Origin of the sequence: Bacteroides difficilis (genome assembly GCF_048319815.1) — a bacterium.
GTDB lineage: Bacteria > Bacteroidota > Bacteroidia > Bacteroidales > Bacteroidaceae > Bacteroides > Bacteroides zhangwenhongii.
The window spans coordinates 5,241,550-5,257,506 of record NZ_CP182814.1; the positions used below are offsets into that span (position 1 = coordinate 5,241,550).

Consider the following 15,957-nt stretch of genomic DNA (forward strand, 5'->3'; position numbering starts at 1 on the left):
ATCAGTCCAACGGATATGCGTCAAATGCAAACAATTCCGTCGACAAATAACGCTCTCCCGTATCAGGTAACAACGCCACTATCTTTTTGTTTTTAAATTCCGGACGCTGTGCCAATTGACGGGCTGCATACACAGCCGCTCCCGAAGAAATTCCGGCCAACAAGCCTTCCGTTGCCGATAGTTCACGCCCTGCACGAATCGCTTCATCATCAGGCACACCGATAACTTCGTCTATCATAGAAGCATCATAAAGTTTAGGAATAAAATTGGCTCCGATTCCCTGAATACGGTGTGGAGCCGCCTGTCCACCCTCCAATACAGGAGACGCAGCCGGTTCTACCGCTACGATATAAATATCAGGATTATGTTTCTTTAAAGCACGGGCTACACCGCAAACCGTTCCTCCGGTACCAACTCCGGCAACAAAAACGTCTACTTCACCATCTGTATCCCGCCATATCTCTTCTCCTGTCGTACGCTCATGCGCCGCCGCATTGGCAGGATTCTCAAATTGTTGCAGAATCACCGAACCGGGAATACTGTCTCGCAATTCCTCAGCCTTTGCAATGGAAGCCGCCATTCCGCCCAAGCCGTCTGTCAGAACAATTTCCGCACCGAGTGCTTTCAGCAGGTTACGCCGTTCCAGACTCATCGTCTCAGGCATTGTCAATATCAAGTGATATCCTTTGATGGTAGCGACCATTGCCAGTCCGACACCTGTATTTCCGCTTGTCGGTTCGATTATCGTTGCACCGGGCTTCAATACCCCACGTGCCTCCGCATCTTCAATCATCGAAAGAGCCACCCTGTCTTTCACACTTCCCGCCGGATTAAAAGCCTCCAGTTTGGCAATAATATTTCGTTCCAGACCATACTTTCCACAATAACCGGAAAGCTCCATCAGAGGAGTATTCCCCACTAAATCTGTTAGTTTCTTCGCAATCTTAGCCATTTCATTACTTAATTTTTGTCACATACACGACAAAGATATGGAAAAAAAGAGATGTTTTATATTACATCATGAGAAAGATAACGAAAAGTATACTAACTTTGTATCCGTTCAATTATTTTAAGTTTACACATTATGAAAAAGAGAATTATCCAATTTCTCACGACATACTTTTTATTTGTCCTCTTGTTTGTTCTTCAAAAGCCGGTCTTCATGGTCTACTACCATGATTTATACGCCGATGTTTCTTTCGGTGATTATTTCAGTGTCATGTGGCACGGCTTACCTTTGGATTTATCACTCGCAGGTTACCTCACCGCCATTCCCGGCTTGATACTTATCGCTTCCGCCTGGACGGATTCGTCTATACTCCGCCGCATCCGGCAAGTCTATTTCGGATTGATAGCATTTGTCATGGCATGTATCTTTATTGTCGATCTCGGGCTATACGGTTTCTGGGGATTCCGTCTCGACGCCACCCCCATTTTCTATTTCTTCTCCTCACCCAAAGATGCTATCGCAAGCGTCAGTTTCTGGTTCGTTTTATTGGGAATATTAGCAATGTTGGTCTATGCGGCTGTTTTATATTCTATCTTTTATATCGTACTGATCCGTGAAAGAAAACCTTTAAAGATACCCTATCGCCGGCAAAATGTCTCATTCGCGCTGTTATTGCTCACCGCCGCACTTTTCATCCCCATTCGTGGCGGGTTCACCGTGTCGACCATGAATCTGAGTAAAGTCTATTACAGTCAGGATCAGCGAATGAATCATGCCGCCATCAATCCGGCATTCAGTTTCATGTATTCTGCTACCCATCAGAATAATTTTGAGAAACAATATCGGTTCATGGACCCTCAAAAGGCCGACGAATTGTTTGCGAAAATGGTAGACAAACCTGCCGTAACTGCCGACAGCATTCCCCAATTATTAAATACACAACGCCCGAATATTATCTTTATTATTCTCGAAAGTTTCTCCACACATCTGATGGAAACTTTCGGCGGACATCCGAACGTAGCTGTCAATATGGATAAATTCGCCAAAGAAGGCATATTATTCAGCAATTTCTACGCCAGCAGCTTCCGTACCGATCGTGGGCTGGCTTCCATCATCAGTGGTTATCCCGGACAGCCAAGCACCAGCATTATGAAATATCCCGAAAAGACGGACAAACTTCCTTCTATTCCGCGAAGTTTGAGAAATGCGGGATACAGTCTAGAATATTATTACGGAGGGGACGCCGACTTTACGAATATGCGTTCTTATCTGGTATCCTCCGGCATTGAGAGAATTGTATGCGATAAGGATTTTCCTTTGTCCGAACGTACCGGAAAATGGGGAGCGCAGGACCATGTATTATTCCAACGTCTGATGAAAGACATCAAGGAGGAAAAACAGCAAGAGCCTTTTCTTAAACTCGTGCAAACCTCAAGCAGTCATGAACCTTTTGAAGTTCCGTTCCACAGACTGGACGATAAAATACTCAATGCCTTTGCCTATGCGGACAGTTGCGTGGGAGATTTCGTAGAACAATATAAGGAGACGCAGCTTTGGAAAAACACCCTGTTTGTACTTGTTCCCGATCATCAGGGAGCTTATCCGTATCCGATAGAGAATCCGCTGGACGGGCAGACCATCCCGTTAATCTTGCTTGGCGGAGCAATCAAAGAGCCTCGTGTAATAGATACGTATGCTTCACAAATTGACATTGCCGCCACCTTGCTCGCACAGCTGGGGCTGCCACACGACGACTTTACGTTCAGCAAAAACATACTGAACCCGTCATCTCCGCATTTCGGATATTTTACCCGACCGAACTTCTTCGGCATGGTTACTCCCGAAAACCAATTGGTATACAACTTGGATGCAAATACCGTACAACTTGACGAAGGTACAGAGAAAGGTGCCAATCTGGAGAAGGGAAAAGCTTTCCTCCAAAAGCTCTACGATGACCTTGCCAAACGATAAAGCCGGAGAACAACTGAATAATCACAGTAAAAATATAAAAACAGAACCAGATGGTACATACTGACATCATCCAATATCTTTCGGAGATAGATACAAATGTCTTCCTATATTTCAATGGTATCCACTCTCCCTTTTGGGACTATTTCATGACTTCCTTTACAGGAAAAATAATTTGGGTACCGATGTACGCCACCATCCTATACATATTACTAAAGAACTTCCATTGGAAAGCCGTTCTGTGTTATGTAGCCGCTATTGCACTTATCATCACCTTCGCCGACCAAATGTGCAGCAGTATCATCCGCCCGGTCGTGGCACGTCTGCGCCCTTCCAATCCGGAAAGTCCCATTGTAGATATGGTATATATCGTCAACAATTATCGTGGTGGAAGCTACGGTTTCCCATCGTGCCATGCAGCCAATTCATTCGGTCTTGCCATGTACGTGGTCTTCATGTTCCGCAAACGCTGGCTAAGCATTTTCATTATCGTATGGGCTCTCTTCAATTGTTACACACGCGTATATCTAGGGGTACATTATCCGGGTGATTTGCTTGTCGGAGGAATTATCGGCGGATTCGGCGGATGGCTGTTCGCTACCATTGCCCATAAAGCAACCATCTATCTGGAACCTTCTACCCGTATGAAGAGAAAAGAACTCAAACAATGGTCAGTCACTATTTATGTAGGATTACTGACCGTACTCGGAATCATTATCTATTCCACTATTAAAAGCTGGTAGAACACAATAACACTATTTCAAACGAAAGTAAAAGCCTGACACCGTTTCCGATGCCAGGCTTTTACTTTTCATCCGGATTTATCAAGCCTTCTTGATATAATCAACAATCCACTGTCCTACTTCTTTCGTTCCGTACTTGTCACCACCGGCAACCTGGATTTCCGGTGTACGCACATTTGCATCCAAAGAAGCATCTACAGCTTTACGAATCAATGCACCCTCTTCTTTGCAGTCGAAATACTCGAACAACATAGCCACAGAAAGGATCTGCGCCAACGGATTGGCAATATTCAGCCCTTTCGCCTGCGGCCATGAGCCGTGAATCGGTTCAAATACCGGAGTACTTTCACCCGTAGAGGCGGAAGGAAGCAACCCCATAGAGCCACTGATGACAGAACCTTCATCGGTCAGGATATCCCCGAAAGTATTTTCCGTTACCATCACGTCAAAGAATGCCGGTTCCTGAATCATCTTCATCGCAGCATTATCCACAAACATATAGTCGGTAGTTACTTCCGGATAGTTCGGAGCCATCTCCTGTGCAATCTGACGCCACAAACGAGACGAAGCAAGAACATTCGCCTTATCGACCACTGTCAAGTGCTTTCTGCGCTTCATTGCATACTCGAAAGCAACCTTCAGAATACGTTCTATTTCCGGACGGGTATAATAGTTCGTATCGTATGCCTTGTCATTATCCTGGTATTTTTCACCGAAATACATACCTCCGGTCAGTTCACGGATACAAATAAAGTCCGCGTTCTCCACCAATTCTGCACGCAACGGAGACTTGTGAATCAGACATTTGAATGTTTGCACCGGACGGATATTGGCAAAAAGTCCTAGTTTCTTACGCATAGCCAGCAACCCTTGCTCCGGACGTACCTTGGCAGTAGGATCATTGTCAAACTTCGGATCGCCTACGGCAGAGAATAAGACCGCATCCGCCTCTTTACAAACCTGATAGGTCTTTTCCGGAAACGGATCGCCTACTTTATCAATTGCATCCGCACCGCAAATCGCATATTCATAACTTACTTTGTGACCAAATTTCTCACAAACGGCACTCATCACCTCCACACCTTGTACAGAGATTTCCGGTCCGATACCGTCGCCCGCTAATACAGCTATTTTAAAATCCATATTATTTAGTTTATTACGTTAATCGTTAATTTTATCCTCTATGAGGTTCAACATCTTCATAGTGGCCTTGATGGCAGCTTCCGTCTGGTCTGCATCCAGTCCGCGCGTACGGAACACCTGTTCGTCATAACTCCATGTGATCACCGTCTGCACGAAAGCATCCGTACGTCCACCGGGAGGAATGGTCACCGCATAATTGGTCAACATCGGGAATTTACGTCCTAACGTTACCTTATATATCTTACGCAGTGCACGCACAAACGCATCATACTGGCCGTCGCCACTCGAACTCTCCTCGTACTCTTTTCCGTTGATTTCTATTTTCAGCGTCGCCATCGGTTTCAGTCCGTGAGCCAGGTTTACAAAATAACTCTTCAACTTGACCTTCTCACCTACCGCTCCATGTTTCAACACATCAGACACGATGTACGGCAAATCTTCCTGTGTGACCAACTCTTTCTTATCGCCCAACTCGATAATGCGTTCCGTCACCATCCGCATTGCATCTTCATCCAACTCCAACCCGAGATCTTCAAGATTCTTGCGAATGTTCGCCTTACCGCTTGTCTTCCCCAACGCATATTCACGTTTCCGTCCGAACCGTTCGGGAAGCAGGTCGTTGCAATAAAGATTATTCTTATTATCTCCGTCGGCGTGTACCCCTGCCACTTGTGTAAAGACGTTCTCTCCCACAATCGGTTTATTGGCAGGTATCACGATTCCCGAATAAGATTCAACCACCCGGCTGACATCATTCAGACGACTCTCGTCTATATTGGTCACAGCATTAAAATGATCTTTCAAGATTGCCTGCACACTTGCGAGAGGGGCATTTCCCGCACGCTCGCCCAGTCCGTTTATCGTTGTGTGCAACCCTTTAACGCCACTCAACACTGCTGCCAGTACATTGCTTACCGCCAAATCATAGTCATTGTGCGCATGGAAATCAAAATGGGTCTGCGGATAACGTTTTTTCATCTTCCGCATATATTCTATCACCTGCAACGGATTCAGGATACCCAATGTATCAGGCAACATAAAACGCTTGATACCCGTATCTTTCAATCCATCCATCAACAGGAATACGTATTCGGGAGAATCCTTTATACCGTTACTCCAGTCTTCCAGATAGACATTGACGGTTATATCCTGCTCGTCAGCATAGCGCACCACATCGATGATCTCCGCCAAATGTTCCTCCGGAGTCTTATGTAATTGCTGCGTACAATGCTTCAACGAACCTTTGCACAGAAGATTGATAACGCGGCAACCAGTACGCTGTATCCAATCTACCGAAGTATGACCGTCAACAAATCCCAGTACCTCAACTTTATGAAGCAGATTACGACGGGCTGCCCAGTCACAAATCATCTTCACGGCTTCAAACTCGCCTTCCGATACCCGTGCCGAAGCAACCTCCACCCGGTCTACTTTCAAATCTTCCAATAGCAAACGGGCGATCATTAGCTTCTCATGAGGCACAAAAGACACTCCGCTGGTTTGTTCACCATCACGGAGCGTTGTGTCCATGATTTCTATTTTCACGCCTTCTTTTCCCATTCTTCTATTTTATCTTTATTGCTCAACAAGAAATCGATGTCGTCCAATCCATTCATCAAACAATGTTTCTTGTAAGCATTGATTTCGAAATGTTCACTTTTGCCCGTAGCCTTGTTGGTGATGGTCTGCTCAGGAAGGTTAACTTCCACTTCCATCTTCGGATCGGCTTCAATCGAATCGAACAACTCTTGCAAGAACGTTTCTGTGACAACCACCGGAAGTACAAAGTTGTTCAACTCATTATTCTTATGAATATCGGCAAAGAAGCTGGATACCACAACCCGAAAGCCATACCCGGCAATTGCCCATGCGGCGTGTTCACGGCTCGAACCGGAACCGAAATTCTTTCCAGCCACCAATATCTGTCCACCATAAATAGGGTTGTTCAGTACAAAATCCTTATTCAGAGAACCGTCAGCATTGTAACGCCAATCACGGAAAAGGTTATCACCGAAAAATTTTTCTTCACGAGTAGTCGCTTTCAGGAAACGGGCCGGAATAATCTGGTCGGTATCTACGTTTTCTAAAGGAAGAGGTACACAAGTACTTGTTATTATATTGAATTTTGTCTTAGCCATCTTTACATTTATATTTAACGATTTACAATTTACTATTTACGGTTGAAACTACATCAGTCCTCTCGGATCGGTAATCACCCCTGTCACTGCCGCAGCAGCCGCTACCAGCGGACTGGCCAGCAATGTACGTGCACCCGGTCCCTGACGGCCTTCAAAATTACGGTTGCTGGTAGACACCGAATATTTTCCGGCAGGAATCTTATCGTCATTCATCGCCAGACAAGCGGAACATCCCGGTTGGCGAATAGCGAAACCGGCCTCAGTCAATATCTTGTCGATACCTTCCTTACGAATCTGCGCATCCACCATCCACGATCCCGGCACCAACCAGGCAATTACATTATCCGCTTTCTTACGTCCCTTCACGATAGAGGCAAATGCACGAAAGTCTTCAATACGTCCGTTCGTACAGGCACCTAGAAATACATAATCTATTTTCTTTCCCAACAAAGACTCACCCGGTTTGAATCCCATATAATCCAATGATTTCTTGAAAGAAACCTGAGCAGCTTCTCCCATGCCTTCGGTCGTGGGAATATGCTGAGTGATTCCCATACCCATTCCCGGATTCGTTCCGTAAGTGATCATCGGTTCGATATTGGCTGCATCAAAACGAACCTCTTTATCGAACACTGCATCATCATCACTCTTCAAAGTCTTCCAATACGCTACCGCTTTCTCCCATTCTTCTCCCTGCGGAGCATTCTCACGGCCTTTGATATATTCGAAAGTCACCTCGTCCGGAGCAACCATTCCTCCCCGTGCACCCATTTCGATAGAAAGGTTACAAAGAGTAAGGCGCCCCTCCATCGACAGATTGCGGATAGCCGAACCCGCATACTCCACAAAATAACCTGTAGCACCACTTGTTGTCATTTTAGACATCATATACAGAGCCACATCCTTTGCAGTCACTCCTTTACCGAGCTCACCATCCACAGTAATGCGCATTGTTTTCGGTCTCGACTGGAGAATACATTGCGAAGCCAGTACCATCTCCACCTCACTCGTTCCGATGCCGAAAGCGATAGCTCCCATTGCACCATGAGTAGACGTATGTGAGTCGCCACAGACAATCGTCATTCCCGGCAGGGTCAAAGCACGTTCCGGACCTACCACGTGGATAATGCCATTCTTCGGATGCATCATGCCATAATGCGTCAGACCGAAGTCCTTCGCATTCTTTGTCAGAGTATCCACCTGAGTTCTGGAAACAGTATCTTCAATCGGTTTATCCTGATCATGAGTCGGCGTGTTATGGTCGGGCATACAAAACACCTTTTCCGGACGCAACACTCCGATTCCACGTTCGCGCAGCCCGGCAAAAGCCTGCGGACTCGTTACTTCATGACAATACAAACGATCTATATAAAGCTGGGTAGGACCGTCTTCCACAGTAGTCACCACGTGGGCATCCCATATTTTATCAAATAACGTATTCATCTGTTTATTTACTATTTTACTAATTACTATTTATATTTCAGTTAATCTCTTCTTTACGACTTGAACTTGTTGATACAGTCAATATAGGCCTCTACCGAAGCTGCGATAATATCTGTATTGGCTCCGAAACCGTAATACACCTGATGATCATATTCCACCTGCATGTGAACTTTACCTACATCATCACTTCCTTTACTAATAGCCTGAATAGTAAATTCTTTCAGTGTCATGTGCCGATCCACAATCTTCTTCAATGCTTTGATAGCTGCATCTACCGGACCGTTGCCACTGGCACAAGCCTCAAATTTCTCACCGGAAATATTCAGCCCCAAACTAGCTACGGAACGAACCCCAACACCACTCGTCACTTGCAAATAGTCCAATTTAATACGATGGTTCTGGCTACGGTCGGCACCTGCCAATACCAAGATATCATCATCATTGATATCTTTTTTCTTATCAGCCAATTTCAAGAATTCCTCATATACCTTATCTAGTTTCTCCTGCTCCAAGTTAACCCCCAAAATAGCAAGGCGATTCTTCAATGCAGCACGTCCGCTACGAGCAGTCAATACAATCGAATTATCATCGATACCCACATCATGCGGATCGATAATCTCATAAGTCTGAACATTCTTCAATACGCCATCCTGATGAATACCCGAAGAGTGCGCAAAAGCATTGCGGCCAACAATAGCCTTGTTCGGCTGTACAGGCATATTCATCAGACTGGAAACCATGCGGCTGGTCGGATAAATCTTCTGCGTGTTGATATTTGTCTGGATATCTATTTCATGATGGCTCTTGATGATCATTGCTATTTCTTCAAGTGCTGTATTTCCGGCACGTTCACCGATACCGTTGATAGTCACTTCCACCTGACGGGCGCCATTCAAAACACCGGCGATCGTATTGGCTGTTGCCATTCCCAAGTCGTTGTGGCAATGAGTTGAAAGAATGGCTCTGTCAACACCGTCTACATGGTCAATCAAATATTTGATTTTAGCACCATATTCCGATGGTAAACAGTAACCCGTCGTATCCGGTATATTTACCACAGTAGCACCTGCCTTGATTACGGCTTCCACCACACGTGCCAAATATTCATTATCCGTACGACCCGCATCTTCTGCATAAAATTCCACATCGTCCACAAAGCGGCGTGCATATTTTACAGCTGCTACCGCACGTTCGATAATCTCATCACGATTCGAATTGAATTTATATTTAATATGTGAATCGGAAGTACCGATACCCGTATGAATACGTTTATGCTTTGCAAATCTCAGTGCATCCACAGCTACATCAATATCTTTTTGAACAGCACGGGTCAAAGCGCAAATCGTAGGCCAAGTCACTGCTTTAGAAATCTCAATTACCGAATTAAAATCACCCGGACTCGATATAGGGAATCCTGCCTCAATCACATCTACCCCCAATGCTTCCAATGCCTTTGCTACCTGAATCTTTTCCACTGTATTCAACTGGCAACCCGGAACCTGTTCGCCATCCCGCAGGGTGGTATCAAAAATAAATAACCTATTGTCCATATTCTTTTTATATTATGTAATTATTTGCATTAAAAAAGCCTTTCACACATGGAAGTGAGAAAGGCTTTCGTATATCTTCATTATACACATTTACGCGCAGCACTCACTTCCACTAACCTTTGATAGTAGAATAATAATACCGCATAGTAGAATATGTATAAACATCTGATTCATTTTTCGTCTCTTTTATTGTTTGACGGTGCAAAGGTATAGATTATTTCGTTACCACCAAATAAAACGTTACTTTTTTATCAGATAAAATTTCATTTCATAAGTTTAAAGCGGATATTACCTAAAATATATCACTGATAGGTAGTAGAGAAAGCTACGTTAGCCGGGTGATTTTCAGAAGCGACAGAAAACAGAAAGCCCCTTGACTCATTGCTGAATCAAGGGGCTTCTTCAAAAACGGCGGCTACCTACTCTCCCACTGTTACGCAGTACCATCGGCGTGACGAGGCTTAACTTCTCTGTTCGGAATGGGAAGAGGTGGAACCCTCGTGCTATAACCACCTGAATAAGGTTATGACATGATGAAAAGTAAAATCTCAGTGTATTACCCGTTTCCGGGGTAATCCGCTAAACGTATATATCGCGATCCGTACAAGTCCGAAAGAAAGTGGACGGGCAATTAGTAATGCTCGGCTTTGATGTTACCACCTTTACACCTGCATCCTATCAACGTCATCGTCTTTGACGACCCTAAGAAATCTAATCTTGTGGCTGGCTTCGTACTTAGATGCTTTCAGCACTTATCCAATCCCGACTTAGATACCCAGCAATGCACCTGGCGGCACAACTGGTAAACCAGAGGTCAGTCCAACACGGTCCTCTCGTACTAGTGTCAGAGCCACGCAAATTTCATACGCCCACGATAGATAGAGACCGAACTGTCTCACGACGTTCTGAACCCAGCTCGCGTGCCACTTTAATGGGCGAACAGCCCAACCCTTGGGACCTTCTCCAGCCCCAGGATGTGACGAGCCGACATCGAGGTGCCAAACCCCTCCGTCGATATGAGCTCTTGGGAGGGATCAGCCTGTTATCCCCGGAGTACCTTTTATCCTTTGAGCGATGTCCCTTCCATGCGGAAACACCGGATCACTATGCTCTAGTTTCCTACCTGATCGACTTGTATGTCTCCCAGTCAAGCGCCCTTATGCCATTACACTCTGCGGACGGTTACCAATCGTCCTGAGGGCACCTTTAGAAGCCTCCGTTACACTTTTGGAGGCGACCACCCCAGTCAAACTACCCACCAAACAGTGTCCTCGTTTCTACGAGTTAGAACTCAAATAATCAAAGGGCCGTATTTCAACAGCGACTCCACACAAACTGGCGTCTGCGCTTCAAAGTCTCCGGCCTATCCTACACATCAATTACCCAAATTCAATGTTAAGCTATAGTAAAGGTTCACGGGGTCTTTTCGTCCCATCGCGGGTAATCGGCATCTTCACCGATACTACAATTTCACTGAGCTCACGGTTGAGACAGTGTCCAGATCATTACACCATTCGTGCAGGTCGGAACTTACCCGACAAGGAATTTCGCTACCTTAGGACCGTTATAGTTACGGCCGCCGTTTACTGGGGCTTCAATTCAATGCTTCTCTTGCGATGACATCTCCTCTTAACCTTCCAGCACCGGGCAGGTGTCAGGCTGTATACGTAATCTTTCAATTTGGCACAGCCCTGTGTTTTTGTTAAACAGTTGCCTGGACCTATTCTCTGCGCCCAACTCTCGTTGGGACCCTTTATCCCGAAGTTACAGGGTCAATTTGCCTAGTTCCTTAACCGTGAATCACTCAAGCGCCTTAGTATATTCAACCCGACTACGTGTGTCCGTTTGCGGTACGGGTACCTTAAAGATTAAGTTTAGCGGATTTTCTCGGGAGTATGTTTACACGCACTATTACCTTATTCCGAAGAATTTGGTATACTATCAGGTTCGACTCTTATCCCGGATTTGCCTGGGATAATCAGCATCTACACCCTTCAACGGACTATTCCGTCAGTCCGCGGCGTTGTCACTCCTCCGTCTCCACGTCACTCCTTAAGGTAGTACAGGAATATTAACCTGTTCTGCCATCGGCCTCACCGTTCGGCTGAGCCTTAGGACCCGACTAACCCTGATCCGATTAGCGTTGATCAGGAAACCTTAGTCTTTCGGCGAGGGGGTTTCCCACCCCCTTTATCGTTACTTATACCTACATTTGCTTTTCCACACGCTCCAGCAAGGCTCACGCCTCACCTTCGACGCAGAGTGGAATGCTCCCCTACCGATGTTTACACATCCCATAGCTTCGGTAAGATACTTAATGCCCGATTATTATCCACGCCAAACTCCTCGACTAGTGAGCTGTTACGCACTCTTTAAATGAATGGCTGCTTCCAAGCCAACATCCTAGCTGTCTTAGCAATCTGACTTCGTTAGTTCAACTTAGTATCTATTTGGGGACCTTAGCTGATGGTCCGGATTCTTCTCCTTTAGGACATGGACCTTAGCACCCATGCCCTCACTCCTGTGATAGGACTAATGCGCATTCGGAGTTTATCAAGACTTGATAGGCGGTGAAGCCCTCGCATCTTATCAGTCGCTCTACCTCACATTAGTAACTCACAAGGCTGCACCTAAATGCATTTCGGGGAGTACGAGCTATCTCCAAGTTTGATTAGCCTTTCACCCCCACCCTCAGTTCATCCGGAAGCTTTTCAACGCTTATCGGTTCGGTCCTCCAGTTAGTGTTACCTAACCTTCAACCTGACCAAGGGTAGATCACTTGGTTTCGCGTCTACTCCTTCCGACTGGTCGCCCTGTTCAGACTCGCTTTCGCTTCGGCTACACATTTTGAAATGCTTAACCTTGCCGGAAAAAGTAACTCGTAGGTTCATTATGCAAAAGGCACGCCGTCACTGCTTGCGCAGCTCCGACCGCTTGTAGGCGCATGGTTTCAGGGACTATTTCACTCTTCTGTTCGAAGTGCTTTTCACCTTTCCTTCACAGTACTGGTTCGCTATCGGTCTCTCGGGAGTATTTAGCCTTACCGGATGGTCCCGGCAGATTCACGCAAGATTCCTCGTGTCCCGCGCTACTCAGGATACCACTACGCTTCGTTTAGCTTCGAATACCGGACTATCACCGTCTATGGTCCCATTTTCCAAAGGGTTCTTCTCACTAAAGTTCTTGCGATGTCGTGGTCCTACAACCCCAATATTGCCGTAACAACATTGGTTTGGGCTGATCCCCGTTCGCTCGCCACTACTTGGGGAATCATTATTATTTTCTTTTCCTACAGGTACTAAGATGTTTCAGTTCCCTGTGTTAGCCTCCATCTAGGATGGATGACATTCCTTCAGAATGTCGGGTTGTCCCATTCGGAAATCTTCGGATCAAGGGTTATTTGCACCTACCCGAAGCTTATCGCAGCTTATCACGTCCTTCATCGCCTCCGAGAGCCAAGGCATCCGCCATGCGCCCTTGCTTACTTTCTTTCAAACTGACTTCCCTGTATATTAGACTATTGCTAGCCTGTATACCGGAAACGTACGGTTCGATATATACTTTTAGCTCTTACTAAAATTTTACTTTTTGTATCATCATGTCAAAGATCGTTTCTCTTTTCAGAGATCGTGGAGAATAACGGATTCGAACCGTTGACCCTCTGCGTGCAAGGCAGATGCTCTAGCCAGCTGAGCTAATCCCCCAAGAGGTTATCAAGAATTACTGTCGTTCTTGAGCTTGGTAGTCCCAGGCAGAGTTGAACTGCCGACCTCTACATTATCAGTGTAGCGCTCTAACCAACTGAGCTATAGGACTAGTTCAACCTTGTCTACCTGTTGAGTTAGACTCGGCTTCTTTTTCTCTTGTTTATCTCTATCTATACTTCTATAGATGGTTGATCTATATCTATAAATAAACAAGTACCAGTAGTACAAAAACAGAACCTTTAAAGTCATCATTTTTTTCAGTGAGAAAGCAAGTCCAGATAATGGGAGTAAACTCCTGGCTCTCAACTCTCAACTCTCAACTTATTACGGCATCGCTCCAGAAAGGAGGTGTTCCAGCCGCACCTTCCGGTACGGCTACCTTGTTACGACTTAGCCCCAATTACCAGTTTTACCCTAGGACGCTCCTCGCGGTTACGTACTTCAGGTACCCCCGGCTTTCATGGCTTGACGGGCGGTGTGTACAAGGCCCGGGAACGTATTCACCGCGCCATGGCTGATGCGCGATTACTAGCGAATCCAGCTTCACGAAGTCGGGTTGCAGACTTCGATCCGAACTGAGAGAGGTTTTTGGGATTGGCATCACGTCGCCGTGTAGCTGCCTTCTGTACCCCCCATTGTAACACGTGTGTAGCCCCGGACGTAAGGGCCGTGCTGATTTGACGTCATCCCCACCTTCCTCACATCTTACGACGGCAGTCTCTCCAGAGTCCTCAGCATGACCTGTTAGTAACTGAAGATAAGGGTTGCGCTCGTTATGGCACTTAAGCCGACACCTCACGGCACGAGCTGACGACAACCATGCAGCACCTTCACATTTGTCTTACGACTAACCAATTTCTTGATTATTCAAATGCAATTTAAGCCCGGGTAAGGTTCCTCGCGTATCATCGAATTAAACCACATGTTCCTCCGCTTGTGCGGGCCCCCGTCAATTCCTTTGAGTTTCACCGTTGCCGGCGTACTCCCCAGGTGGAATACTTAACGCTTTCGCTTGGCCGCTTACTGTGTATCGCAAACAGCGAGTATTCATCGTTTACTGTGTGGACTACCAGGGTATCTAATCCTGTTTGATACCCACACTTTCGAGCATCAGTGTCAGTTGCAGTCCAGTGAGCTGCCTTCGCAATCGGAGTTCTTCGTGATATCTAAGCATTTCACCGCTACACCACGAATTCCGCCCACCTCTACTGTACTCAAGACAGCCAGTATCAACTGCAATTTTACGGTTGAGCCGCAAACTTTCACAACTGACTTAACTGTCCACCTACGCTCCCTTTAAACCCAATAAATCCGGATAACGCTCGGATCCTCCGTATTACCGCGGCTGCTGGCACGGAGTTAGCCGATCCTTATTCATACGGTACATACAAAAATCCACACGTGGATAACTTTATTCCCGTATAAAAGAAGTTTACAACCCATAGGGCAGTCATCCTTCACGCTACTTGGCTGGTTCAGACTCCCGTCCATTGACCAATATTCCTCACTGCTGCCTCCCGTAGGAGTTTGGACCGTGTCTCAGTTCCAATGTGGGGGACCTTCCTCTCAGAACCCCTATCCATCGAAGTCTTGGTGGGCCGTTACCCCGCCAACAAACTAATGGAACGCATCCCCATCGATAACCGAAATTCTTTAATAGGATTATCATGCGATAATCATATGCCATCCGGTATTAATCTTTCTTTCGAAAGGCTATCCCGGAGTTATCGGCAGGTTGGATACGTGTTACTCACCCGTGCGCCGGTCGCCATCTTCAGTTTGCAAGCAAACTGAAATGCTGCCCCTCGACTTGCATGTGTTAAGCCTGTAGCTAGCGTTCATCCTGAGCCAGGATCAAACTCTTCATTGTAAAAGTATTTTCATCTATCCCATAGGATAGCATTTTGCTCTGTTCAGGATGCCGTACAATTTATTGACTCTATTACCTATACCTATATTATATAAGCATTGACGGTTCTATTTTAACTTGTACTACTTGTATTGTTTATCAATATTTCAAAGAACTTGCGCTTCGTTTTCAAAAGCGGGTGCAAAGGTAAGGGGTTTTATTTTAACTGCCAAACTTTTCGGAAGTTTTTTTTCGTTTTTCTTTTTCGGTTCGTTTCTCAGGCTCTCTTGGCGAAAGGGAAAGAAGGGACGAAAACGAAAAACGCTAAACCGCGTTTCTTTGCGAATCGGACTGCAAAGATAAGAACTTTATTTATTATGATCCAAACTTTTCCGGATCTTTTTTGTTCTTATAGTTAAGAGGTCCTACGCTTTGTCATCATGTCAATTCCGCAAGGCTCTCCTCTC

General features: G+C 45.8%; 8 protein-coding genes, 2 tRNA genes and 3 rRNA genes. 2 read left to right on the forward strand and 11 right to left on the reverse strand.

Features of this window, described 5'->3' with window-relative positions:
* Position 1 precedes the first annotated feature (1 nt).
* Positions 2–952, reverse strand: coding sequence for a cysteine synthase A (cysK, locus tag ACNOGP_RS20625; protein ID WP_418213603.1), 951 nt, complete (start codon positions 950–952; stop codon positions 2–4).
* Positions 953–1,084: 132 nt separating this feature from the next.
* Between cysK and ACNOGP_RS20630 the strand changes: the two genes are divergently transcribed.
* A complete protein-coding gene (locus ACNOGP_RS20630) occupies positions 1,085–2,920 on the forward strand; it encodes an LTA synthase family protein (protein ID WP_418213604.1) in 1,836 nt (611 codons plus the stop codon).
* Positions 2,921–2,970: 50 nt separating this feature from the next.
* A complete protein-coding gene (locus ACNOGP_RS20635; RefSeq protein WP_418213605.1) occupies positions 2,971–3,660 on the forward strand; it encodes a phosphatase PAP2 family protein in 690 nt (229 codons plus the stop codon).
* An 81-nt stretch (positions 3,661–3,741) separates the two neighbouring features.
* On the opposite strand, the gene leuB is transcribed toward ACNOGP_RS20635, so the two are convergent.
* From leuB to ACNOGP_RS20685, 10 genes are all read right to left on the reverse strand, one after another.
* Entirely contained in the window at positions 3,742–4,803 is a 1,062-nt protein-coding gene (leuB, locus tag ACNOGP_RS20640) for a 3-isopropylmalate dehydrogenase (protein ID WP_007758461.1), read from the reverse strand.
* An 18-nt stretch (positions 4,804–4,821) separates the two neighbouring features.
* Positions 4,822–6,363, reverse strand: coding sequence for an alpha-isopropylmalate synthase regulatory domain-containing protein (locus ACNOGP_RS20645; RefSeq protein WP_418213606.1), 1,542 nt, complete (start codon positions 6,361–6,363; stop codon positions 4,822–4,824).
* The gene (gene leuD / locus ACNOGP_RS20650; protein WP_195477171.1) at positions 6,345–6,941 is read right to left on the reverse strand and encodes a 3-isopropylmalate dehydratase small subunit; all 597 of its coding nucleotides are present in this window, start codon (positions 6,939–6,941) and stop codon (positions 6,345–6,347) included. The genes ACNOGP_RS20645 and leuD overlap by 19 nt, the downstream gene beginning before the upstream one ends.
* A 48-nt stretch (positions 6,942–6,989) precedes the next feature.
* On the reverse strand, positions 6,990–8,384 hold the full coding sequence (gene leuC / locus ACNOGP_RS20655; RefSeq protein ID WP_186967087.1) for a 3-isopropylmalate dehydratase large subunit: 1,395 nt from the start codon (positions 8,382–8,384) through the stop codon (positions 6,990–6,992).
* Positions 8,385–8,437: 53 nt separating this feature from the next.
* Entirely contained in the window at positions 8,438–9,934 is a 1,497-nt protein-coding gene (locus tag ACNOGP_RS20660; protein WP_270489023.1) for a 2-isopropylmalate synthase, read from the reverse strand.
* A 406-nt stretch (positions 9,935–10,340) separates the two neighbouring features.
* A 5S ribosomal RNA gene (rrf, locus tag ACNOGP_RS20665) occupies positions 10,341–10,451 on the reverse strand.
* 94 nt (positions 10,452–10,545) lie between these two features.
* Positions 10,546–13,425: ribosomal RNA gene (locus ACNOGP_RS20670) — 23S ribosomal RNA — on the reverse strand.
* Between the two features lie 139 nt (positions 13,426–13,564).
* Positions 13,565–13,638, reverse strand: a tRNA-Ala gene (locus ACNOGP_RS20675).
* A 35-nt stretch (positions 13,639–13,673) separates the two neighbouring features.
* A tRNA-Ile gene (locus ACNOGP_RS20680) sits at positions 13,674–13,750 on the reverse strand.
* 232 nt (positions 13,751–13,982) lie between these two features.
* Positions 13,983–15,511, reverse strand: a 16S ribosomal RNA gene (locus ACNOGP_RS20685).
* Together the 16S, 23S and 5S rRNA genes with 2 tRNA genes alongside form the textbook arrangement of a ribosomal RNA operon.
* Positions 15,512–15,957: the final 446 nt, after the last annotated feature.

Excerpts from the sequence above, each read along its gene's own strand:
- ACNOGP_RS20645 (WP_418213606.1), bottom strand. The coding sequence starts at position 6,363 with ATGGGAAAAGAAGGCGTGAAAATAGAAATCATGGACACAACGCTCCGT.
- ACNOGP_RS20660 (WP_270489023.1), bottom strand. The coding sequence starts at position 9,934 with ATGGACAATAGGTTATTTATTTTTGATACCACCCTGCGGGATGGCGAA.
- ACNOGP_RS20635 (WP_418213605.1), top strand. The coding sequence starts at position 2,971 with ATGGTACATACTGACATCATCCAATATCTTTCGGAGATAGATACAAAT.
- ACNOGP_RS20630 (WP_418213604.1), top strand. The coding sequence starts at position 1,085 with ATGAAAAAGAGAATTATCCAATTTCTCACGACATACTTTTTATTTGTC.
- cysK (WP_418213603.1), bottom strand. The coding sequence starts at position 952 with ATGGCTAAGATTGCGAAGAAACTAACAGATTTAGTGGGGAATACTCCT.
- leuB (WP_007758461.1), bottom strand. The coding sequence starts at position 4,803 with ATGGATTTTAAAATAGCTGTATTAGCGGGCGACGGTATCGGACCGGAA.
- leuD (WP_195477171.1), bottom strand. The coding sequence starts at position 6,941 with ATGGCTAAGACAAAATTCAATATAATAACAAGTACTTGTGTACCTCTT.
- leuC (WP_186967087.1), bottom strand. The coding sequence starts at position 8,384 with ATGAATACGTTATTTGATAAAATATGGGATGCCCACGTGGTGACTACT.